This window comes from Nocardioides ginsengisegetis (genome assembly GCF_014138045.1).
Classification (GTDB): domain Bacteria; phylum Actinomycetota; class Actinomycetes; order Propionibacteriales; family Nocardioidaceae; genus Nocardioides; species Nocardioides ginsengisegetis.
On record NZ_JACGXA010000001.1, the window covers coordinates 223,908 to 244,648 of the forward strand.

21 protein-coding genes and 1 tRNA gene are annotated in these 20,741 nt (G+C 72.1%); 11 read left to right on the top strand and 11 right to left on the bottom strand.

Annotation, left to right across the window (positions count from 1 at the left end):
- Positions 1-2: 2 nt before the first annotated feature.
- Positions 3-548 (top strand): hypothetical protein, encoded by a 546-nt coding sequence (locus FB382_RS01070; protein WP_182536054.1) that lies wholly within the window; start codon positions 3-5, stop codon positions 546-548.
- 69 nt (positions 549-617) lie between these two features.
- On the opposite strand, the gene FB382_RS01075 is transcribed toward FB382_RS01070, so the two are convergent.
- From FB382_RS01075 to soxR, 3 genes are read right to left on the bottom strand one after another with little or no spacing between them, the layout of a single operon-like run.
- On the bottom strand, positions 618-1,829 hold the full coding sequence (locus tag FB382_RS01075) for a DUF4032 domain-containing protein (protein WP_182536056.1): 1,212 nt from the start codon (positions 1,827-1,829) through the stop codon (positions 618-620).
- A gap of 17 nt (positions 1,830-1,846) precedes the next feature.
- Positions 1,847-3,685 carry a glycoside hydrolase family 13 protein gene (locus FB382_RS01080; RefSeq protein WP_182536058.1) on the bottom strand — a complete coding sequence of 613 codons (1,839 nt, stop codon included), beginning with the start codon at positions 3,683-3,685 and terminating at the stop codon, positions 1,847-1,849.
- Entirely contained in the window at positions 3,682-4,131 is a 450-nt protein-coding gene (gene soxR / locus FB382_RS01085) for a redox-sensitive transcriptional activator SoxR (protein ID WP_182536060.1), read from the bottom strand. Before soxR ends, FB382_RS01080 begins: the two co-directional genes overlap by 4 nt.
- 52 nt (positions 4,132-4,183) lie before the next feature.
- Here soxR and FB382_RS01090 point away from each other — a divergent pair, with 52 nt between their 5' ends.
- The 4 genes from FB382_RS01090 (at position 4,184) to FB382_RS01105 (ending at position 6,375) form a co-directional block, all read left to right on the top strand.
- Entirely contained in the window at positions 4,184-4,873 is a 690-nt protein-coding gene (locus tag FB382_RS01090; protein ID WP_182536062.1) for a thiamine pyrophosphate-dependent enzyme, read from the top strand.
- Positions 4,873-5,757, top strand: a complete 885-nt coding sequence (locus tag FB382_RS01095) for a transketolase family protein (RefSeq protein ID WP_182536064.1) — start codon at positions 4,873-4,875, stop codon at positions 5,755-5,757. Before FB382_RS01090 ends, FB382_RS01095 begins: the two co-directional genes overlap by 1 nt.
- A 100-nt stretch (positions 5,758-5,857) precedes the next feature.
- A tRNA-Thr gene (locus tag FB382_RS01100) sits at positions 5,858-5,930 on the top strand.
- 40 nt (positions 5,931-5,970) lie between these two features.
- On the top strand, positions 5,971-6,375 hold the full coding sequence (locus FB382_RS01105; RefSeq protein WP_182536066.1) for an HNH endonuclease signature motif containing protein: 405 nt from the start codon (positions 5,971-5,973) through the stop codon (positions 6,373-6,375).
- A gap of 21 nt (positions 6,376-6,396) precedes the next feature.
- On the opposite strand, the gene FB382_RS01110 is transcribed toward FB382_RS01105, so the two are convergent.
- The 3 genes from FB382_RS01110 to pdxY form a co-directional block, all read right to left on the bottom strand.
- A complete protein-coding gene (locus tag FB382_RS01110; RefSeq protein WP_182536068.1) occupies positions 6,397-6,993 on the bottom strand; it encodes a DUF305 domain-containing protein in 597 nt (198 codons plus the stop codon).
- Positions 6,994-7,055: 62 nt separating this feature from the next.
- Positions 7,056-7,418, bottom strand: coding sequence for a DUF6153 family protein (locus FB382_RS01115; protein WP_182536070.1), 363 nt, complete (start codon positions 7,416-7,418; stop codon positions 7,056-7,058).
- Between the two features lie 17 nt (positions 7,419-7,435).
- Positions 7,436-8,287 carry a pyridoxal kinase PdxY gene (pdxY, locus tag FB382_RS01120; RefSeq protein WP_182536072.1) on the bottom strand — a complete coding sequence of 284 codons (852 nt, stop codon included), beginning with the start codon at positions 8,285-8,287 and terminating at the stop codon, positions 7,436-7,438.
- A gap of 111 nt (positions 8,288-8,398) precedes the next feature.
- Between pdxY and FB382_RS01125 the strand changes: the two genes are divergently transcribed.
- Genes FB382_RS01125 through FB382_RS01135 form a run of 3 tightly spaced genes read left to right on the top strand, consistent with a single transcriptional unit; the run spans position 8,399 to position 12,567 of the window.
- Positions 8,399-10,021: a GMC family oxidoreductase gene (locus FB382_RS01125; RefSeq protein WP_182536074.1), complete on the top strand. Its 1,623-nt coding sequence runs from the start codon at positions 8,399-8,401 to the stop codon at positions 10,019-10,021.
- The gene (locus FB382_RS01130; RefSeq protein ID WP_182536076.1) at positions 10,018-11,577 is read left to right on the top strand and encodes a succinic semialdehyde dehydrogenase; all 1,560 of its coding nucleotides are present in this window, start codon (positions 10,018-10,020) and stop codon (positions 11,575-11,577) included. The genes FB382_RS01125 and FB382_RS01130 overlap by 4 nt, the downstream gene beginning before the upstream one ends.
- Positions 11,578-11,616: 39 nt before the next feature.
- Positions 11,617-12,567, top strand: coding sequence for an aldo/keto reductase (locus FB382_RS01135; RefSeq protein WP_182541294.1), 951 nt, complete (start codon positions 11,617-11,619; stop codon positions 12,565-12,567).
- A 142-nt stretch (positions 12,568-12,709) separates the two neighbouring features.
- Here FB382_RS01135 and FB382_RS01140 read toward each other — a convergent pair whose 3' ends face one another.
- Genes FB382_RS01140 through FB382_RS01155 form a run of 4 tightly spaced genes read right to left on the bottom strand, consistent with a single transcriptional unit; the run spans position 12,710 to position 16,876 of the window.
- Complete coding sequence (locus FB382_RS01140; protein WP_182536078.1) at positions 12,710-13,483, bottom strand: dioxygenase family protein; 774 nt, start codon at positions 13,481-13,483, stop codon at positions 12,710-12,712.
- A gap of 28 nt (positions 13,484-13,511) precedes the next feature.
- A complete protein-coding gene (locus tag FB382_RS01145; protein ID WP_182536080.1) occupies positions 13,512-14,204 on the bottom strand; it encodes a uracil-DNA glycosylase in 693 nt (230 codons plus the stop codon).
- A gap of 57 nt (positions 14,205-14,261) precedes the next feature.
- Positions 14,262-15,362, bottom strand: coding sequence for an SMP-30/gluconolactonase/LRE family protein (locus FB382_RS01150; RefSeq protein WP_182536082.1), 1,101 nt, complete (start codon positions 15,360-15,362; stop codon positions 14,262-14,264).
- Entirely contained in the window at positions 15,359-16,876 is a 1,518-nt protein-coding gene (locus FB382_RS01155) for a flavin monoamine oxidase family protein (RefSeq protein ID WP_182536084.1), read from the bottom strand. The genes FB382_RS01150 and FB382_RS01155 overlap by 4 nt, the downstream gene beginning before the upstream one ends.
- 101 nt (positions 16,877-16,977) lie before the next feature.
- On the opposite strand from FB382_RS01155, the gene FB382_RS01160 reads away from it, so the two are divergent.
- From FB382_RS01160 to FB382_RS01170, 3 genes are read left to right on the top strand one after another with little or no spacing between them, the layout of a single operon-like run.
- Complete coding sequence (locus FB382_RS01160; RefSeq protein ID WP_182536086.1) at positions 16,978-17,631, top strand: TetR/AcrR family transcriptional regulator; 654 nt, start codon at positions 16,978-16,980, stop codon at positions 17,629-17,631.
- Positions 17,632-17,658: 27 nt separating this feature from the next.
- Complete coding sequence (locus FB382_RS01165) at positions 17,659-18,309, top strand: class II aldolase/adducin family protein (protein ID WP_182536088.1); 651 nt, start codon at positions 17,659-17,661, stop codon at positions 18,307-18,309.
- Positions 18,306-19,232: a carbohydrate kinase family protein gene (locus FB382_RS01170; protein WP_182536090.1), complete on the top strand. Its 927-nt coding sequence runs from the start codon at positions 18,306-18,308 to the stop codon at positions 19,230-19,232. The genes FB382_RS01165 and FB382_RS01170 overlap by 4 nt, the downstream gene beginning before the upstream one ends.
- Before the next feature lie 137 nt (positions 19,233-19,369).
- Here FB382_RS01170 and FB382_RS01175 read toward each other — a convergent pair whose 3' ends face one another.
- Positions 19,370-20,692: an alpha/beta fold hydrolase gene (locus FB382_RS01175; protein WP_182536092.1), complete on the bottom strand. Its 1,323-nt coding sequence runs from the start codon at positions 20,690-20,692 to the stop codon at positions 19,370-19,372.
- Positions 20,693-20,741: the final 49 nt, after the last annotated feature.

Genomic DNA, 20,741 nt, shown 5'->3' on the forward strand with positions numbered 1-20,741 from the left:
AGATGACCACCCTGCCGGCCCCGTCCAGCACCACCACGTCGCTCCCGCGGGCGTCCAGCCGCGGCACCTCGGGCGCCGCGCCGCTCAAGGACAACCACTACCAGCTGCTCCAGATCGTGCTGTTCTGGGCGGGTGCGATCCTGCTGCCGCTGGGCCTCGTGGTGATCGTGCTCGGCTGGTACGGCGCCGCCAACACGCCCTACCAGTACGACCAGCTGTCCTACCTCGTCTCCGGCGGCCTGCTCGGCCTCGGCCTGACGTTCGCCGGGGGGTTCCTCTACTTCGGTGCCTGGCTGGCGCGGATGGCGGCCGACCAGAAGGAGACCGCCAAGCGGCTCGCCGACACCCTCCTCGCCCTCGCCGACGTCACCTCCCGCGCCGCGGCGGGCCGCTCCGACGGGCTCGACGTCTCCGGCCTGCCCGTGATCGCGGGTGACGGCGCCACCATGCACCGCCGCGACTGCCAGCTGATCTCCCACCGCTCCGACCTGCACCCCGTCGGCGAGGACAACGCGCACCTCACCACCTGCCGCGTCTGCCGTCCCTGAGACCAGTCGAGCCGGCGTGAGTCCCGTACGCCGTGGCACCTCACGCCGGCTCGACCGCATCGACTCGAGTTAGATCTCGTCCGCCGCCAGCGCCTCCTCGGGCTTGCGGGTCAGCACGTTGTCGATGTAGTCGCGGGCGGTGTCGAAGATGCTGACCTCGCGGCCGGCGGCCTCGGAGAGGTACCACCGGTGCACGAGGATCTCGTGGAAGATCTCGGCCGGCTCGAGCTTGCCGCGCAGCTCGTGCGGGACCATCGCGATCAGGGGCTCGTAGATCTGGTCGAGCCACTTGTTGGCGACGAGGTAGCGGTCCTCGCGACCGAGGTCCTGGCCCATGGTGAACGCCGCGATGTCGTTGAGCAACCGCCGCGCCTGGGCGTCCTCGACGTTGAGGCCCGTGAGGCTCTGCAGCTCGCGCTGGTGGTGGCCGAGCTCGACGACCTTCGGCTGGATGATCACCTGGTCGCCGTCGAAGTCGGTGACGATGTCGAGCTCGTCGACGTCGAAGCCGAGGTCGTTGAGCCGCTCGATCCGCTGCTCGATGCGCCACATCTCGTGGGCGGAGAACCGCTCCTCGGCGGTCAGCTCGTCCCACAGCGCGTGGTAGCGGTCGGACAGCAGCCCCACGATCTCGAACGCCTGCTCCTCGTCGACGACCGAGTCGCTGGCGCACAGGTCGAGCAGCTCGGCGAAGACGTTCTCGGTCGCCACGGTCAGGTCGTACTCCCGCATGCTCGCCGACAGGCTCTCCTTGAGCTCGCCGGTCTCGGCGTCGACGAGGTACGCCGCGAAGCCGCCCGCGCTGCGGCGGAACAGCACGTTGGACAGCGACACGTCGCCCCAGAAGAAGTCGGCGAGGTGCAGCCGGACGAGCAGCACGACGAGCGCGTCGATCAGGGACGGCAGGTTGGCGGCGGTCATGCCGTGCGAGAACAGGCTGCGGTAGGGCAGCGAGAAGCGGAGGTGCTCGGTGAGCAGGGCGGCCGGCAGCTCCTCGTCGTCGGCGTCCTCGCGGCCGGTCACCACGCCCTGGGGCACGACGGCGGGCAGGCCCATCCGCTGGAGGTCACGCAGGAGGCGGTACTCCCGGAAGGCGATCTCCTCGACCGTCTCCTTCACCGCGTAGGTCCGGTCGCGCAGCCGCACGATCCGCACGACGTGCCGGGACAGGCCGCGGGGCAGCGGCACGACGTACTCGTCGGTCCACTCCTCCAGCGGGGTGTCCCACGGGAGGGTGACGATCGCCGGGTCCGGCCGGCTCGCGACGATCCGAAGTGCCATGCCCGTGAGGCTATTGCTCAGAGGGCCCACACGGCGAGCGTCGGGCCGTCGACGGCCGGGAGGGTGACCACGTCATCGGCGGCTGCGAGCTTCTCCCCGCGACCGGAGGTGTCGAGCAGTGCCGTCCCGTCGGCCAGCCCCAGCAGGCCGGACGGGAGCTCGATCTCCGGGCCGGCGGCCCGCCGTGCGGCGACCAGGAGCGACCCGGCGGGGTGCTCGCGCACGAAGACGAGCGCGTCGTCGTCGACGTGTGCCCACCGCAGCCCGCCGCGGCGCAGCGCGTCGTGCTCGGTGCGCAGCCGCGCGAGGGCGGCGTACGTCGCCATCGTCTCCCGGTCCCACTCGTCGGGCCGGTCCCAGGGCATCGGACGCCGCGAGTCCTCGCCCAGCACCCCCTCGAGCCCGATCTCGTCGCCGGCGAAGATCATCGGCACGCCCGGCAGCGTGAACTGCAGCCCGGCCGCGACCCGCTGCGCCTCGCCGCTGCCGACGACGGTGCGGATCCGGGCGGAGTCGTGGGAGCCGAGGATGTTCCACGACTGAGAGGCGGCGCGCCAGCCGTAGCGCGCCAGCCACTCGCGCAGCGAGCGGTGCACGAGCGGGCCGCCGCGGCGGGGGACTTGCACCGGGCGGCCGAAGGGCCGCGCCGCCGTCTCGGGGGCGCGGAGCCACGACCACACCGGCCAGGAGAAGCCGGAGTAGTTCATCGTCCCGTGCCAGCCGTCGCCGTCGAGGTCGCTGGACGCGTCGTGGTTGTGCTCGCCGATCACCAGCGGGTCCGGCCGCTCGGCGTCGGCGGTCGCGCGGAGCGCCCGCGCCACCTCCTGGTTGACGTCGACGCGGCCGAGCCGTCCGGTCATGTTGGCGACGTCGATCCGCCAGCCGTCGACGTCGTACGGCGGTCGCAGCCACCGTGCCACCACGCTGTCGGGGCCCTCGACCATCGCGGCCCGCAGGCCGGGGTGCGCGAGGTTGAGCTTGGGCAGCGTGCCGTGGCCCATCCAGCACTCGTAGGAGCCGTCGTGGCGGAAGTAGTACCAGTCGCGGGTCGGTGACTCCGGGTCGGCGACGGCGGAGGTGAACCACTCGTGGGTGTCGCCGGTGTGGTTGGTCGTCAGGTCGCCGAGCAGCCGCCAGCCGCGCTCGTGCACGGCCGTGCTGAGCCGGGCGTAGGCCTCGTCGCCGCCGAGCAGCGGGTCGACGCCGTCGAACGTGGAGGCGTTGTAGCGGTGGTTGCTCTCGCCGGGGAAGACCGGCGTCGTGTAGACGACCGTCGCTCCGACCTCGCCGATGTGGTCGAGGTGGTCGACGATCCCGTCGAGGTCGCCGCCGAAGAACTGCAGCGGCGTGTGCGGGTCGGAGCCCTCGAAGACGACCTCGTCGTCCCAGGCCGCGGGCACGGCCCAGTGCGGGGTCGGGCGCTCGTCGGCGGCCGCCGAGCGGGCGAAGCGGTCGGGGAAGATCTGGTAGACGACGGCGTCGCGGCCCCAGTCCGGCGCCGCCGCGTGCGCGGTGATCCGGAAGTCGAAGGCGTCCGGCACGTCGTGGTCGGACACACCCGCGCCGGTCAGCCAGCGCTGCTCGCTGCCGTGCGCCAGCAGGAAGCGGTAGTGCGTCACCGGGTTGTGCACGGGGAGCGTGCCCTCCCACCAGACCGTGTCGCCCTCGTGGGCGACCACGGCGCACGGGTGGAACGTCGGCTCCGCGTCGTACGTCGTCCGGATCCACATCGCCTCGACGGGGTCGTCCGCGGCGGTGCGGACCCGCACCTGGGTCGACCAGCCGAGCGTGGGGACCTCGTCGCCGACGTACAGGGGCGATCCGTCGTGGTGGGGCTCGTGCAGGAGGCTCGTCATCGGGGTTCCGTCCGGTCGGGTTCGAGGAAGACGGCGCCGGGGCCGCGGGGCGCGACCTCGTCGTCGGGGTTGTTCAGGGCGCAGTTCTTCAGCGACAGGCAGCCGCAGCCGATGCAGCCGTCGAGCTTGTCACGCAGCCGCTCGAGGCGCTCGATCTGCTCCTCGATGCGGGGGCGCCACGCGCGGCTCAGGCGGGACCAGTCGGCCTTGGTAGGGGTGCGGTGGTCGGGCAGCGTGGCCAGCGCCTCGGCGATCTCGTCGAGGCTGAGCCCGACTCGCTGGGCGGTCCGGATGAACGCGACCCGGCGCAGGGTGGCCTGCTCGTAGCGCCGCTGGTTGCCGGGCGTCCGCACCGACCGGATCAGGCCGCGCGACTCGTAGAAGCGGATCGCGGACGTGGCGACCCCGGCGCGCTCGGCGAGGTGGCCGATCGTCAGCTGGGTCATGGGTCGAGCCTGACTTGACTTCAACTCGACTTCAAGTTGAACCCTGTGTTGCATGTCCACACCGCACGATCCCCATGCCGCCGAGCTGCACCGGCTGGTGTCCCTGATGACCGGCGACGAGAAGCACTCCGCCGCCGCCACCTCGACGCTGGACGTGGTCCGCGTCCTCTACGAGCGGGTCCTCGACGTCTCGCCGTCGACCGCCGGCGACCGGACGCGCGACCGCTTCCTGCTGTCCAAGGGCCACGGCCCGATGGCCTACTACGCGGTCCTCGTGGACCAGGGCTTCTTCCCGGAGTCCTGGCTCGCCGACTGGGCGACCTACGACTCGCCGCTCGGCTACCACCCCGACCGCAACCTCGTGCCCGGCGTCGAGATCTCGTCCGGCTCGCTGGGCCACGGCTTCCCGCTCGCGGTCGGCACGGCCCTGGGGCTGCGCGCGCAGGGCATCGCGTCGCGGGTGGTCGTGCTGGTCGGCGACGCCGAGCTCGACGAGGGGAGCAACCACGAGGCGACCGAGCTCGCCGCCGCGCTGGGGCTCGACGCGCTGACGGTCGTGGTCGTCGACAACCGGTCCACGTCGTACGCCGTGCCGGGCCGGATCGCCGCCCGCTTCGAGGTCGAGGGCTGGGACACCGTCACCGTCGACGGTCGCGACCACGACCTGCTCGAGAAGGCCCTGTCCCACCGGGGGATCGGCCGCCCCAACGCCGTGATCGCCACTGTCGAGGAGAAGTCGTGATGGACGCCCGCCAACAGTTCGCCCGCACCACCGCCGACCTCGTCGACACCGACGACAGCGTCGCCCTGGTCTACGCCGAGATCTCCGCGCAGTACTTCGGCGACGTCGAGGCCCGCCACCCCGACCGCGTCGTCAACGTCGGCATCCGCGAGCAGCTGCTCGTCAACGTCGGCGCGGGGATGGCGCTGACCGGGATGCGGCCGGTGGTGCACACGTTCAGCTCGTTCCTCGTGGAGCGCGCCTTCGAGCAGGTCAAGCTCGGCTTCGGCCACCAGGACGTCGGGGGCGTGCTCGTCGGAGCGGGCGGGTCCTTCGACATCCCCGGGGGTGGCCGCACGCACCAGGCGCCCGGCGACGTCGCCCTGCTCGACACCCTGCCCGGCGTGCACGTACACGCCCCGTCGAACGCCGTCGAGGTCGACGCGATCCTGCGGACGGTCGTGGCCGGCGACGGCCTGCACTACGTCCGGGTGGTCGGCCAGACCAACGCGGCGGCGTACCCCGCCCACGGCCGCTTCCACGTCGTACGCCGCGGTGCCGGCGCCACCGTCATCGCCCTCGGGCCGGTGCTCGACGACGTGCTGGTCGCGACCGCTGGGCTCGATGTCACCGTCCTGTACTCCTCCACCGTCCGGCCCTTCGACGGCCGTGGCCTGCGGGCCGTCCTCGGCTCGCCGGACGTCGTGCTGGTCGAGCCGTGGCTGGCCGGGACGTCGTCGCGGGTCGTCGCCGAGGCGCTGCGCGACGTCCCGCACCGGCTGCTCGCCCTCGGTGTTGGCCGCGACGAGCACCGGCACTACGGCACCGCCCGCGAGCACGTCCGCGCGCACGGTCTCGACGCCGCGGGGATCCGACGGTCCCTCGACGCCTTCCTCGCCGCCTGACCCGCCGCGTGTGCCTGAGGACGCGCCATGGCGCGTCCTCAGGCACACGGGGCGACCAACTAGCATGTGGCCTCGCCGCCGACCCCCGGTCGACGGCGAGGCCGGTGTAGCTCAGTTGGTAGAGCGTTCGCCTTGTAAGCGAAATGTCGCGGGTTCGACTCCTGTCACCGGCTCCGAACCAGAACTGTCGGCGCCCCTGCCTAGCGTGCAGACATGTTCACCTGTCGGGGCTGTGGCGCGCAGTGCGAAGGCCGTCGGGCTCGCGTCTATTGCAGCAACGCCTGCCAGCGGGCATCCGACAGGCGCGCCAAGATCGAGCTCTGGCTGGCGACAGGCACGGCCTTCCCCGGCAGCAACCAGGGCCACTACGTGCGCAGCCATATCCTGCTGGAGCAGGACGGTCTGTGCGCCGTGTGCGGCGGCCCGGAGTTGTGGAACGGGCAGCCTCTCGCGTTCGTCCTCGACCACATCGACGGCGACTCCGCCAACAACGCTCGGGACAACCTTCGCCTGGTGTGCCCCAACTGCGACTCGCAGCTCCCGACCTACAAGAGTCGCAACCGCGGCAAGGGCCGGCACACGCGACGGGCCCGCTACGCGCGCGGCCAGTCCTACTGACCGCGCGCGGCGGCCACTGATTCACCGCGCGAGCAGCGCCTTCATCGTGCCGATCTCCTTGGCCTGTGAGGTCGCGATGCTGTCGGCCAGGTCGAGGGCCGCGGGGAACTTCCCGTCCTGCGACTCGGTCTTCGCCATCTCGATGGCGCCCTCGTGGTGGCGGACCATCATCTCCAGCCACATGTCCTGGAACTCCGCGTCGGACGCGGACTCCAGCCCTGCCATCTCGTCGGCCGTCATCATCCCCGGCGTGTCCGAGTCGGAGTCCATGCCGGCCATGCCGCCCTCGTCGGCGTGCATGTGGTCGTTCATGGTGGCCGGGACCTTCCGGCCCCAGTCGTCGAGCCAGCCGGCCATCGTCTCGATCTCGGGCGTCTGGGCGTCGAGGATCTGCTGGACGATCTCCTGGACGGGCGGGTCGAGCGGGCGGCCGTGGGTCAGGTCGACCATGGCGAGGGCCTGCGCGTGGTGCGGGATCATCTGGGTCGCGAACGCGACGTCGGCGTCGTTGTACGCCCCGTGCGAGGCGATCTCGGGCTCGGAGTCCGACGAGCCGCAGCCGGCGAGGACGAGGGCGGCCGCTGCGAGCGCGGTGACAAGACGGGTGGTGCGGAACATCTGCTTCTCCTGGGTTCGTGTGGGTGCGTGCGGGAGGAGGGCGCGCGACAGCGCCCGGCGCCTCAGCAGCGGTACACGGAGAGCAGGGCAGGCGTGGGTGGGTCGGGGTCGCGACCACGAGGGGTGGGTGCGGCCACGGTGACGGCCCGCGGCAGTGCCCACGGCGTACGTCGCTCGCCGCGGCCGAGCAGGAGCAGCAGCAGGAGCCCGCCGAGCAGGACCGCCACGCACAGCTCGAGCGCGCCCGGGGCCGGGGTCGCGACGTCGCCGGCCGGGGCCGCGTCGGCGACGTCGTGCACGGCCGTGGCCATGGCCTGGTGCGCAGTCGTGTGCCCCGTCGAGTGGTCGGCCATCCCGTGCATGCCGAAGAGTCCGGCGAGCACCAGCAGGGTCGCGGCGAGCGACCAGCGATGACGGGCGAGCACGAAGTCAGCCTAGGGAGTCACCGCAACCGGCGCGGCACGAAGGTCTCCGGCGGGGACGCGATCGCCTCCTGGGCGGCGACGAGCTGGATCTCGCGGGTGCCGGCGGCGATCGTCGCCTCGAGGATCGCGAAGACCGACGAGGTGGTCCTGGCCAGGGCGACCTCGGCCGAGCCGGTCGCGGTCAGGTGCGCGAGGTAGAGCGCGGCCGTCACGTCGCCGCACCCGTTGGGGCTGATCGGCAGCAGGGGAGTGGTGACGGCCCAGGCGCCGGCGTCCGAGACGGCCACGACGTCCAGGGACCCGTCGGCGACGCCGTCGTGGAGCACGCTCGTGACGAGCACGTCGCGGGGTCCCCGCGCACGCACCGCGTCGACGGCCTCCAGCACCTCCTCGAGGGTCCTCGTGGTCCGCCCGGCGAGGAAGTCGAGCTCGAAGTGGTTGGGGGTCAGCACGTCGGCCGCCGGCAGCACGGTGTCGCGCATGAACTCCGGGATCCCCGGCCGCACGAACATGCCGCGGCCCACGTCGCCCATCACCGGGTCGCAGCAGTAGACGGCGTCGGGGTTGAGCGCCTTGACCCGCGCCACCGTGTCGAGGATGACCCCGCCGACGGCCGGGTCGCCCTGGTAGCCGGACAGCACCGCGTCCGCCTCGCCGAGCACGCCGCGGTCCTCGATCCCGGCGATCACCTCACGTACGTCGTCGGGCGCGAGCAGCGGCCCGCGCCACGCGCCGTACCCGGTGTGGTTGGAGAAGTGCACGGTGAGCACCGGCCAGACGTCGTGGCCGAGCCGCTGGAGCGGGAAGACGGCGGCGGAGTTGCCGACGTGGCCGTAGGCGACGGAGGACTGGACGGAGAGGATCTTCACCCCGGGGAGTCTCCCCGTGGACGACCTGTACGGGCAAACTAGAACGCGTTACAGTTATGCGCAAATCACGGGTTGACCGGTGATTCGTACAGATCGAGCGCGAGGTGCCCCATGCCCAAGCAGGTCCACCGGTCCAGCGAGGCCGACTACGTCGTCGTCGGGTCCGGCAGCTCGGGCGCCACCGTCGCCGGCCGGCTGGCCCAGTCCGGCGCGAGCGTGATCCTGCTCGAGGCGGGCAAGAGCGACGAGCAGTACCTCGTGAAGAAGCCCGGCATGATCGGCCCGATGCACGCCGTGCCCGAGATCAAGAAGCGGGTCGACTGGGGCTACTACTCCACCCCGCAGAAGCACCTGCTCGACCGGAAGATGCCGGTCCCGCGCGGCAAGGTCGTGGGCGGCTCCAGCTCGATCAACGGCATGGTCTACGTCCGCGGCAACCGCGCCAACTACGACTCCTGGGCCGCCGAGGGCAACACGGGCTGGTCGGCCGACGACGTCAACGCGGCCTACCGGCGCATGGAGGACTTCGAGGACGGCGCCAACGACTACCGCGGCGCCGGCGGCCCGATCCGGGTCACCCGCAACAAGATCCCGCAGGAGGGCTCGCTGCAGTTCCTGCAGGCGACGTCCGACGCGCTCGGCGTGAAGGTGCTCGACGACTACAACGCCGAGTCGCAGGAGGGGGTGAGCCGGATGCAGCAGAACGCCGCCGACGGCCTGCGCTACAGCGCCTCCCGCGGCTACGTCCACCACCTCGCCCCGCCGACCCTCGAGCTCCAGACCGAGGTGCTCGTACGCCGGGTGGTGATCGAGCACGGCCGGGCGACCGGCGTCGAGGTCACCGACAAGAACGGCGCGCGGCGCACCGTCCGGGCCGGCAAGGAGGTCATCCTCTCCGCGGGCTTCGTGGGCTCGGCCCAGATCCTGATGCTCTCGGGCATCGGCCACGCGCAGCACCTCACCGACCACGGCATCGACGTCCTCGCGGACCTGCCGGTCGGCGACAACCTGCACGACCACCTCTTCCACGCGCTGACCTTCCACGCGACCAGCTCGAGGATGAAGGGCAACGCCCTCTTCTTCGCCTCCGGCCTCGCGAAGGAGACGGTGCGGCCGGGCCGCAGCTTCCTGGCCAACTCGGTCTTCGAGGTGCTGGCGTTCCTCCGCACCTCCCAGGCCACCGACGTCCCCGACCTCCAGCTGCACCTGCTGCCGTGGGCCTACGTCTCGCCCAACCAGGACGCGCCGATCCGGCACAAGGTCGACCCGCGGACGGCGCTGACCGTCCTCACGACGCTCATCTACCCCCGGTCGCGGGGCACCCTGCGGCTCGCGTCGGCCGACCCGACCGCGGCCCCGCTCATCGACTTCCAGTACCTCGCCGACCCGGCCGACCTCGACGTCCTCACCGAGGGCTCGGAGATGGTCCGGGAGATCATGGGCGGCGCGGCCTTCGGCGGCGCGGTCAAGGAGGAGATCCACCCCGGCGCCGCCGTACGTGGGCAGGCGCTGCGCGACGCGATCCTCAACCGGGCCACGTCGGTCTACCACGGCGTCGGCACCTGCCGGATGGGCGTCGACGAGCTCGCCGTGGTCACGCCGGACCTGCGGGTCCGGGGCATCGACGGGCTCCGCGTCGCGGACGCCTCGATCATGCCGTCGATCACCGGCGGCAACACCAACGCACCGGCGATCATGATCGGCGAGATGGCCGCGGAGCTGGTGCTGCGATGACCCTCACCCGACCCGCGTCGCTGACCGACGCCTTCCTCCAGCGGCTCGTCTCGCGGGTCCCGTCCACCAGCGGCGGGACCTGGAAGCTGACCGAGGTCTACACCGGCGAGGTGCTCGTCGAGCTGCCGCAGTCGACGCCGGCCGACATCGAGGCGGCGTACGCCGTGGCCCGCACCGCCCAGCGCGCGTGGGCCGCGCGGCCGCTGTCCGAGCGGCTCGCGGTGTTCAAGCGGGCCCACACGCTCTTCCTCGACAACGCGCAGACCACGACCGACCTGATCCAGGCCGAGAGCGGCAAGAACCGGCGGATGGCGATCGAGGAGACCTGCGACCCGGTGATGGTGATGAGCCACTACCTCAAGCGCGCGCCGAAGCTGCTGGCTCCGGTGAAGCGCGGCGGGCCGGTGCCGTTCCTGTCCTCCTCGACCGAGATCCGCCAGCCCAAGGGGGTCGTCGGGATCATCGCGCCGTGGAACTTCCCGTTCGCCACGGGCATCTCCGACTCGATCTCGGCGCTGATGGCCGGCAACGCGATCGTCCTCAAGCCCGACAACAAGACCGCCCTGTCCCCGCTCTACGGCATCGAGATGCTCGAGGAGGCCGGGCTGCCGAAGGGCCTCTTCCAGGTCGTGTGCGGCGAGGGGCCCGACGTCGGGCCGACCCTGATCGACAACGCCAACTACGTGATGTTCACCGGCTCCACGGCCACGGGGCGGGTCATCGGCGAGCGGGCCGGTCGCAACCTGATCGGCTGCTGCCTCGAGCTCGGCGGCAAGAACCCCATGATCGTGCTCGAGGACGCCGACCTCGACGAGGTCGTGCAGGGCGCGCTGTTCGGGGCATTCGGCAACACCGGCCAGATCTGCATGCACATCGAGCGGATGTACCTCCCGGCCTCGCGCTACGCGGAGTTCCGGGAGAAGTTCGTCGCGGCGACCGAGGCGCTCACCATCGGGGCGTCGTACGACTTCGGGCCGGACATGGGCTCGCTCGTCTCTCCCGACCACAAGGACCGCGTGGCCTCGCACGTCGAGGACGCCGTCGCCAAGGGCGCCACCGTGCTCACCGGCGGCCGCGCGCGGCCCGACCTGGGGCCGGCGTTCTTCGAGCCGACGATCCTCGAGGGCGTCACCCGCGACATGCTCTGCGGCGTCACCGAGACCTTCGGCCCGGTCGTCGCGCTGCACTCCTACGACACCGTCGACGAGGCGGTCGCGCTGGCCAACGACACCGACTACGGGCTGAACGCCTCGGTCTGGGGCGGCGACCTGGCCACCGCCTGCCAGGTCGGGCGGCGGATCGAGTCGGGCAACGTCAACGTCAACGACATCCTCGCCACCGCGTTCGCGTCCAAGGGCACACCCTCGGGCGGGGTGAAGCAGTCGGGGGTCGGCGCACGCCACGGCGACCAGGGCCTGCTGAAGTACACCGACGTGCAGAACCTCGCCGTCCTGAAGAAGCAGGTCATGGGCGCCCGCCCCGGCCAGGACTACGACGCCTACGTGAAGAGCATGATCGGGGGCTTGAGGATGATGCGGAAGACCCGCATCCGCTGACGGCTTGCCCCGCGTCGTACTGTCGCGACCGTGAGCGAGATGACCTATCGCCCGCTGGGCGACTCGGGCCTGGTGGTCAGCGCCGTCGGCATCGGCTGCAACGCGTTCAGCCGCCGCGTCGACCTCGACGGGGTCACCGACATCCTGTCCGCGGCGCGCGACGTGGGCGTGACGCTGCTGGACACCGCGGACATCTACGGCGACCCGGCCGGCGGGTCCGAGGAGCTGCTGGGCCAGGCGCTCAAGGGGCAGCGCGACGAGTTCGTGCTCGCGACGAAGTTCGGCATGGACATGCGCGGCGCCAACGGTGAGGACTTCGGCGCCCGGGCGTCCCGCCGCTACGTACGCCGCGCGGTCGAGGCGTCGCTGCGCCGGCTGCAGACCGACCACATCGACCTCTACCAGCTGCACGCGCCCGACGAGCTGACCCCGATCGAGGAGACCCTCTCGGTGCTCACCGACCTCGTCCACGAGGGCAAGATCGGCTACCTCGGCTGCTCCAACTTCGCCGGCTGGCAGGTCGCCGACGCCGACTGGACCGCCCGCTCGGCCGGCCTCGAGCGGTTCGTGTCCGTGCAGAACCGCTACTCGCTGCTCGACCGGACGATCGAGGACGAGGTCGTCCCCGCGTGCGAGCACCTCGGCCTGGGGGTGCTGCCGTTCTTCCCGCTGGAGTACGGCCTGCTCACCGGCAAGTACCGCCGCGGTGCGGCAGCCCCGGACGGCTCGCGCGCCGCGCTCGACCCGTCGCGGTCGTCCTGGCTCGACGCCGCCGACTGGGACCGGATCGAGGCCGTCGAGGCGTACGCCGCCGCGCGCGACCTCAGCGTCCTCGACGTCGCGATCGCCGGTCTCGCCGCCCAGCCGGCCGTCTCGTCGGTCATCTCCGGCGCCACGTCCGGCGACCAGGTCCGCGCCAACGCGGCCGCGCTGCGCTGGGAGCCGACCGAGGCCGACCTCGTCGAGCTGGACGAGATCACCGCCGAATAACCCGTTGCCGGCCGCCCGTGCGTGTCGAATCGGGACTTCTGACCACTCGAGTCGGGGGTTCTCGTCAGTCGAGTCGGGACTTTCGGTCGACGGGTTGACCGAAAGTGCCGATTCGAGTGACCGAAAGTCCCGATTCGACCTCTCAGGCGACCTGCAGCGACCGCTTCGAGAGCCCGAGCCAGAACCCGTCGATCACCTGGAGGCCGGGCTCGTCGGGCGTGGTCGCGGCGCCGAGGGTGACGAAGAGCGGGGTGTAGTGCTCGACGGTGGGGTGGGCGTAGGGCATGCCGGGGGCCTTCGAGCGGTAGTTCGCGAGCTCGTCCACGTCGCCGCGGGCGAGGGCGTCGGCAGCCCACGCGTCGAAGTCCTTCGACCAGCCGGGGGCGGCCGCGTCGAGGCGGAAGTCGGTGAGGAACGGCAGGCCGTGGGTGAGGAAGCCGGACCCGATGATGAGCACGCCCTCGTCCCGGAGAGGCCGCAGCCGCTCGCCGAGCGCCATCAGGCGCACCGGGTCGTGGGTGGGCAGCGACATCTGCAGCACCGGGATGTCCGCGTCGGGGTACATGATCCGCAGCGGCACCCAGGCGCCGTGGTCGAGGCCGCGGCTGGCGTGCTGGTGGACCGGCTCGGTGGCGGGCATCAGCCCCGCGATTCGGGTGGCCAGTGCGGTGGCGTCCGGCGTCTCGTAGGTCATCCGGTAGTACTTCGGGTCGAAGCCCCCGAAGTCGTAAACCAGGGGAGCGCCGCTGGCGGTCAGGCTGACCGGCGCGGACTCCCAGTGGGCGCTCACGATCAGGATCGCCTTCGGCCGCGGCAGGTCGGCCGCCCAGGCGGCGAGCTGGCCGGACCAGGTGGGGTCGTCGAGGAGGGGAGGGGCGCCGTGACCGATGTACAGCGCGGGCATGCGATCGTTCATGAGCACTCCAATGGTTGAAGCATCAACTTTATTCCACCGGCAGCGTCCAGTCGGGCGGCGCCGCGCCCTGCTGGACCAGCAACGCGTCGGCCTGGCTGAAGGGGCGGCTGCCGAAGAAGCCGCGGTACGCCGACAGCGGCGACGGGTGCGGCGACTCCACCGCGGGGATCGGGCCGAGCAGCGGCTTGAGCCGTCGTGCGTCGGAGCCCCAGAGGAGCGCCACGCAGGGACCGCCGCGCTCGGCCAGCGCGACGATCGCCCGCTCGGTCACGGGCTCCCAGCCCTTGCCGCGGTGGCTGTTGGACGCCCCGGGCTGCACGGTGAGGGTCCTGTTCAGCAGCATCACGCCCCGGTCTGCCCACGCGGTCAGGTCGCCGTGCGGGGGCGGGGTGACGCCGACGTCGTCGGCCAGCTCGCGGTAGATGTTGGCCAGGCTCGGCGGAAGCGGCGTCACGTCACGCCGTACGGCGAAGCTCAGCCCGATCGGGTGCGCGGGGTTGGGGTAGGGGTCCTGCCCCACGACCAGCACCCGGACGTCGGCGAGCGGGCGCTGGAACGCCCGGAACACGTGCTCCCCGCTCGGCTGGTAGGCCCGCCCGGCCGCGATCTCGGCCCGCAGGAACTGCCCCATCGCGCCGATCTGCTCGTCCACCGGCGCCAGCGCCTCCGCCCAGTCGGGCGCCACCAGCCCGCGTTCGACCAGTCCCGCCAGCGCGCTCATGGCGGCCACGTTAGCCCCTGCCGGAATCACCGGTTGAACGGCGATTCCTCCCCACCCTCAGCTCCAGAACGCGTTGTCCGGGAGGTACGTCGCCCGCCCGCGCTCACCGACCTGGACGTCGAGGATCGCGTGGTGGGAGGTGTCGCCGAAGTACGACTGGTTGGCCACCAGGACCCGGGTCCCGAAGAAGGTCGCCGAGGACGGAGTGTCGAAGGGGATCGACGAGCCGTTCGAGCCGTTGGCGGTCGCGTCGGGGAAGCGGGCGATCTCGGTGCCGTCGGGCCCGAGCTCGACGAGCTGGTTGGAGAGGCCGGCGTTGGCGACGTACACGTGCCCGGACCGCGCGATGCCGAAGCCGTCGGGCAGGTCGCCGGGGGAGGAGGTCCACAGCGTCGCGAGCGTGCCGGGGCGCCCGGAGTCCAGCAGTGGCAGGGCGTAGAGCTTGCCGTCGGTCGGCACCGACGCGTCGACGGCCGTCGACTGCTGGCTGATCAGGAAGTCGCGGCGACCGGGCCGGAAGACGATGCCGGTCGTCCCGAAGTCGGACCCGTCGAGCTGCGGCGAGGCGAACCACACCCGCGGCTCCACCGTCCCGCGCGGGATCTTCCAGATCACCGCCTGGCCGTAGTCGGTGACGTAGAGCGCCCCGCCCGGACCCCACGTCGCGTAGTTGGGGATCGCCGGCAGGTCCGCGGCGTTGGGGGAGCAGTCCGGGCCGGTCGTCCCGGGCGTGCACGTCGGCAGGTCCGGCAGCGTCGCCCACGTGTGGAAGCGGCCGCTCCGGACGTCGAGCGTCATCACCCGGGCCCGCGACTTCTCCAGCAGCACCAGCCGCCCGCGCGCGTCCTGGTTGGCCACCTGCACGCCGCGCTCGGTCGTCAGGTCCTGGCCCGGCACCGTCCACGACCGCAGCAGCGCGCCGGAGCCCGACCACTCGAAGACCCGCGAGCGCTGCGAGTCGCCCTGCGGGTTGGAGTAGCTGCCGGCGTACACGCGTCCGTTGCGGTGCGCCAGGACGTACGCCGGGTAGCCCGGCGACGGGACCAGCGAGAACACCCGCGTGTCCCACTTCTCGCGGGCCGGTGCGGCCTCTGCCGTCCCCTGTGCGGCAGAGACCGCGAGGACGAGGATCGTGACGAGTGCGGCCAGTCGCCTCACAGCTGCTCCAGCACCTCGACGGCGGCGCGCTCGCCGGCGCGGCAGGCGCCGTCCATGTAGCCGGTCCAGTAGGTCGAGGTCTCGGTGCCGGCCCAGTGCACGCGGCCGAACGGCTTCCGGATCGCCGAGCCGAACTGCAGCATCGTGCCGGGGGAGTAGTTGGCCACCGGCCCGCCCTTGGTCCAGCGCTCGTGGGTCCAGTCGTGCTCGACGTAGTCGATCGGGTGCAACGCCTCGTCGCCGAACATCGCGGCGAAGCCCTCGAGGACGGCCTTGCGACGCTTGGCCTTGGTCATCACGCCGTAGGTGCGCCAGGTGTCGCCGCCGACGAAGGCCAGCAGCACGCCGGGCTCGCCGGGCTTGGGGCAGTTGTCGAAGACGGCGCGGCAGGCGCCGGAGTCGTTGATGCCGAAGCCGTTGAGGCCGGCCTCGCGCCAGAAGGGCTTCTTGTAGATCGCGTCGCACTTCATCAGCTGGCCCATGTCGACGTGGCGCAGCAGCTGGAGGCGGCGGGCCGGGAGGTGGGGGTACCAGTCGATGTCGAGCACCAGCGGCGGCGGTGCGGCGACGATGACCCGCTTGGCCACGACGTTGCCCCGGGCGGTGTGGACGGTGACGCCGTGGTCCTTCTGCTCGATCCGGTGGACCGGTGCGGCCAGCGCGACGATGTCGCCGAGCTTCGCGGCCAGGCGCAGCGGCACGAGCTGGGAGCCGCCGACGAAGCGACGCTCCTGGGCGCCGCCCGCGGTGTCGGAGTTGCGCTCGAAGGTGCCGACGTTGGTCTCGTTGCCCGAGCAGGCGACGTACCAGAGCGTGTAGAGGAAGGAGAGCTCGCTGGGGTCGGCGCCGAAGCCGGGCTGGGTCCAGCAGCGGATGAGGTTCTCCACGCCGTCCTTGTTGACCGCGTTGGCGCGGATCCACTCGCCGAGCGTCATGGCGTCCCACTCGGCGGCCCGCGGGTGGGTCCAGGGGGCGTCGACGGGGATCTCCGCGGCGTACGTGTCGATCTGCTGGAGCAGGTTGGCCGCGTCCGGGAGGATCGTCGGGTCCGGCGGGACGGTGCCGGAGTACTCCATCCGACCGGTCGTGGAGGAGACGTAGACCGAGTTGCCGGTGTTGTACTCCTTGAACGTCGCGACGCCGAGCTCCTTGGCCAGCGCGGCGATGTGGGTCTGGGTGGGGCCGATGAACGCGCCGCCGGACTCGATGGTCGCTCCGTGCTCGCCGACGCCGGTCAGGTGGTGGTTGAGCACCCGGCCGCCGACGCGGTTGCGGGCCTCGACGAGCAGCACGCTCCGGCCGCCGCGAGCGACCTTGCGGGCCGCGACGAGCCCGGAGATGCCGCCACCCACGACGACGACGTCGACCGTGCGGGGGAGCGCGCCCTGCAGCGACCCTGCCGCGGCGTCGGCGCCGGCCGTGAGGGCTCCGGTGCCCACCGTCGCGCCGGCGAGCAGGCCGCCCAGCGAGGCGCTGCCGAGCAGGGTGCGGCGGGAGAGCTGGGGCTGGGTCATGGCGGCTCCTGGGGCTCGGTACGTCGGCGCGGGGCGGTGCGGTTCAACGATACTAACGTGAACATGTGTCAGTTTTCTATTGCTGTCGTATGCTGACGCCCATGCCTCCGGTACGGACCTCCGATTCCCCCCCGAAGCGACGGGTCCCCCGGCAGGAGCGCAGCCGCCGCCGCGTCGAGGGCCTCCTCGACGCGGCGGCCCGGCTGGTCGTCGAGCAGGGCGTGGAGTCGCTGAGCACCCGCGACATCGCCCAGGCCGCGGGAGCCCCGGTCGCCTCGCTCTACCAGTACTTCGCCGACAAGGAGGACGTCCTCCTCGCCCTCGCCCAGCGCGACATGGACGAGATGGACGCCCAGGTGCTCGAGGACCTCGGGAAGCTCGACGTGCTCTCGGTCTCCAGCGTCGTGCGCACCACGATGCTGGCCTTCGTCGCGGTCTACCACCGCCGGCGCGCGTTCGTGGAGATCTACCTGCGCGGGCGCACCAACGCCGCGGTGCACCAGTTCGGCCGCGAGCACAACGCCCGGGTGGCCGAGACCCTCTTCGCCTTCGCCCGCGACACCGGCCTCGCCGGCCCCGACCTGACCCAGCAGATGACGCTGATGGCCGTCGAGGTGGGCGACCGGGTCTTCCAGCTGGCCTTCGAGCACGACTTCGAGGGCGACCCGGTCCTCATCGAGGAGGGCATCACCATGGTCACCGCCTACCTCGAGCGGCACGCGACCGCGGCCGGGCTGGCCGGGATCCCCCGGTGACGGCCGCGGTGATGGCTCGGTGAGCGCGTGACCGGCGACCTGGTCGCGGCGGTCGCGTCGGCCGCCCGACGGCTCGCCGCCGAAGGGCTCCTCATCGGCACCGCCGGCAACGTCAGCGCCCGGGTCGGCGACCTGGTCGCGGTCACCGGGACCGGCGTCGTGCTCGCCGACTGCACCCCCGAGGACGTCACGGTCGTGACGCTCTCCGGCCGGGTGGTCGAGGGCACGCTGGTGCCCACGTCCGAGCTCGACCTCCACCTCGGCGTGTACGCCGCCACGGGCACCAGCGCCGTCGTGCACACCCACGCGCCGTTCGCGACCGCGGTCGCCTGCGTGCTCGACGAGCTGCCGGTGCTGCACTACCAGCAGCTGCTGCTGGGCGGTCCGATCCGGGTGGCGGCGTACGCGACGTTCGGGACGCCCGAGCTCGCGGCGTTCGTCCGGGAGGCGCTCGTCGACCGGCAGGCCGCGCTGATGGCCAACCACGGCTCGGTCGCGATCGGCTCCAGCCTCGCCAAGGCCGTCGACCACGCCCTGCTGCTGGAGTGGCTGGCCGCCCTGCACCACCGCGCGAGCGCCCTCGGCACGCCGCGCGAGCTCACCCCCGCCGAGCAGGAGGCCGTGATCGTCGCGGCCATCGCCCGCCAGTACGGCACGACCCAGGAGAACCCCGCATGAAGATCGCCACCGTCGGCGTGCACGTCCTCGACACCCACGTCATCGGCATCACCGGCATCCCCGACGGCTCCGAGGGCCAGCTCGTGGAGACGATCCGCTTCAGCCCGGCCGGCACCGCCGGCGGCACCGCCGTCGTGCTGGCGAGGCTCGGCGCCGAGGTGGCGTCGTACGGCGCCGTCGGGGACGACCCGATCGCCGCGAGCCTGCTCGCGATGCTGGCCGCCGAGGGCGTGTCGGTCGACGGGCTGGTCCGCAAGGCCGACCAGCAGACGTCCGCCTCGGTGATCCCGGTGCGACCCAACGGCGACCGGCCGGCGTGGCACTGCATCGGCGCCAACGGGGCCTTCACCCTCGACGACCTCGACCTGGCCTCCCTCGACGGGATCACCCACCTGCACCTGGGCGGGCCGGAGTTCCTCGGCGGCCCGGCCGCCGGGGAGCTGCTCGCACACGCCCGCTCGATCGGCGCGACCACGTCCGTCGACTTGCTCGCCCCCGGCGACCCCGACCTGCTGGCCTGGATCGCCGACGCGCTGCCGCACACCGACTACCTGCTGCCCAACGACGAGCAGGTCCTCGGCTTCACCGGCGCCGCGTCGCTCGAGGAGGGTGCCCGCGCGCTGGTCGCCGCCGGGGCGGGCTGCGTCGCGGTGACGCAGGGTGCCAAGGGCGCGCTGGTCGTGACCGCCCACGAGGTGGTCGAGGTGCCGGCGTACGCGATCGAGGTCGTGGACACCACCGGCTGCGGCGACGCGTTCTCCGCCGGCTTCCTGCGGGGGCTCTCGGTGGGCCGGGACCTCCGCGGTGCCGCCGAGCTCGGGTGCGCGGCCGCCGCGCAGGTCGCCCAGGGCCTCGGCACCGACCACGGCAGCTACACGCTGGCGTCCGTCGAGGAGTTCGCGCGGAGCACGCCGGCCCGCTGACGGGGTTCGGGTCTGCGCATCACGCGTCCCACGGGCCACACCGCCCGGGCACTCCCGTACGTTCCCGGGGGTTGCAACCCTCCAGAACGTCCGGGATCACCGGCTCACCGGTGATCCCGCCCGCGACCGCCGAGCCGTCAGCGGGTCAGCGCCCGCGACCCGCCCGACCCGTAGCGACGCGACGGGTTGGACCCGATCGCGTCCGGGCTGGACTTCTTCGCGGTCTTCTTGGCCGCCGCCTTCTTCGCGGGAGTTGCCTTCGTGGCGGGCACGCCGTTCTTCGAGGCCGCGGAGGCCCCGGAGGCCGTCGACTTCCGCGGAGCGGCCTTCTTCGCCGGAGCCTTCTTCGCCGGGACCTTCTTGACGGCCGCCTCCGGGGTCGGCTCGTCCTCGGCGTCGGAGGACCACTGGGAGATCCACTCGTCCATCACCCGCCACGTCGAGGTGCGCGCCGAGCGGCCGGTGAGCATGCCGAGGTGGCCGCCGGGGACGACCTCGAAGCGGACCTCCTCCGACGAGGACAGCAGCGGCACGACCGCCTTGACGGCCGGGATCGGGGCGATGCCGTCGGTGGCGCCGCCGAAGACCAGGACCGGGGCCTTGATGTCGGCCACCGAGATGGTCCGGTCACCGAAGTCGATGGACCCGCCGACGAGGGCGTTGCCCTTCACGAAGCGGTGGTAGAGCTGCCCGAACGTCCGGCCGGGATAGGCGATCATGTTGGCGGTGAACCGGTCGACCGCCTCGATCTGCGCGAGGAACTCGGTGTCATCGAGGTGGGTGGCCACGGCCAGCGGCTTGGTCACCATCTTCTGGAACGACGAGAGCTGGAAGGCCCACTTCACCAGCGGCTTCGGGGCCCCGCCCAGCGCCTGGTAGGTGCGGGTGATGCCCCGGCCGGGAGCGATGTTCAGCAGCGGCCGCAGCGGCGCCACGAGCGGCACCAGCGACACGTCGAAGGGCGACCCGACGGCGGTCACCGACGCGATCGGCAGGTCCGGCTGGTCGGCGGCGGTGAGCAGCGAGAAGATCCCGCCCAGGCTCCAGCCGATCAGGTGCACGGGGCGGCCGCCGGCGTGCATCGAGGTCTCGCGGATCGCGGTCGGGATGACCTCGTCGATCCAGTGCTCCATGCCCAGGGCGCGGTCCTTGAACGACACCTCGCCGTACTCCACGAGGTAGGTCGGGCGGCCCGCCGCCACGAAGTGCTCCACGAGGGAGCAGCCGCGGCGCAGGTCGAAGCAGAGCGCGGGGGCGGCGAGCGGGGTCACGAGCAGGACGGGGTCGCCCTGCTCCTGCACCTTCGCGGCCGGCCGGTAGTGGTACAGCTCGCGCAGCGTGCCCTCGTCGATGAGCGTGCGAGGCATCGGCCGGAGGTCCGCCAGCCCGCCGTAGAGCATCTTGTGGGCGACGTTGCTCGCTGCGGAGACGACCTGATCGGCCTTGGGGATCAGATCCATGGGTCGAAAATTACCGGACCCCGCCACCCGACGCGCCCGGATGGACAGT

Bases quoted from the DNA above. Each gene is read 5' to 3' on its own strand.
- FB382_RS01070 (WP_182536054.1), top strand. From the start codon at position 3: ATGACCACCCTGCCGGCCCCGTCCAGCACCACCACGTCGCTCCCGCGG.
- FB382_RS01075 (WP_182536056.1), bottom strand. From the start codon at position 1,829: ATGGCACTTCGGATCGTCGCGAGCCGGCCGGACCCGGCGATCGTCACC.
- FB382_RS01080 (WP_182536058.1), bottom strand. From the start codon at position 3,685: ATGACGAGCCTCCTGCACGAGCCCCACCACGACGGATCGCCCCTGTAC.
- soxR (WP_182536060.1), bottom strand. From the start codon at position 4,131: ATGACCCAGCTGACGATCGGCCACCTCGCCGAGCGCGCCGGGGTCGCC.
- FB382_RS01090 (WP_182536062.1), top strand. From the start codon at position 4,184: ATGTCCACACCGCACGATCCCCATGCCGCCGAGCTGCACCGGCTGGTG.
- FB382_RS01095 (WP_182536064.1), top strand. From the start codon at position 4,873: ATGGACGCCCGCCAACAGTTCGCCCGCACCACCGCCGACCTCGTCGAC.
- FB382_RS01105 (WP_182536066.1), top strand. From the start codon at position 5,971: ATGTTCACCTGTCGGGGCTGTGGCGCGCAGTGCGAAGGCCGTCGGGCT.
- FB382_RS01110 (WP_182536068.1), bottom strand. From the start codon at position 6,993: ATGTTCCGCACCACCCGTCTTGTCACCGCGCTCGCAGCGGCCGCCCTC.
- FB382_RS01125 (WP_182536074.1), top strand. From the start codon at position 8,399: ATGCCCAAGCAGGTCCACCGGTCCAGCGAGGCCGACTACGTCGTCGTC.
- FB382_RS01130 (WP_182536076.1), top strand. From the start codon at position 10,018: ATGACCCTCACCCGACCCGCGTCGCTGACCGACGCCTTCCTCCAGCGG.
- FB382_RS01135 (WP_182541294.1), top strand. From the start codon at position 11,617: ATGACCTATCGCCCGCTGGGCGACTCGGGCCTGGTGGTCAGCGCCGTC.
- FB382_RS01140 (WP_182536078.1), bottom strand. From the start codon at position 13,483: ATGAACGATCGCATGCCCGCGCTGTACATCGGTCACGGCGCCCCTCCC.
- FB382_RS01145 (WP_182536080.1), bottom strand. From the start codon at position 14,204: ATGAGCGCGCTGGCGGGACTGGTCGAACGCGGGCTGGTGGCGCCCGAC.
- FB382_RS01155 (WP_182536084.1), bottom strand. From the start codon at position 16,876: ATGACCCAGCCCCAGCTCTCCCGCCGCACCCTGCTCGGCAGCGCCTCG.
- FB382_RS01160 (WP_182536086.1), top strand. From the start codon at position 16,978: ATGCCTCCGGTACGGACCTCCGATTCCCCCCCGAAGCGACGGGTCCCC.
- FB382_RS01170 (WP_182536090.1), top strand. From the start codon at position 18,306: ATGAAGATCGCCACCGTCGGCGTGCACGTCCTCGACACCCACGTCATC.
- FB382_RS01175 (WP_182536092.1), bottom strand. From the start codon at position 20,692: ATGGATCTGATCCCCAAGGCCGATCAGGTCGTCTCCGCAGCGAGCAAC.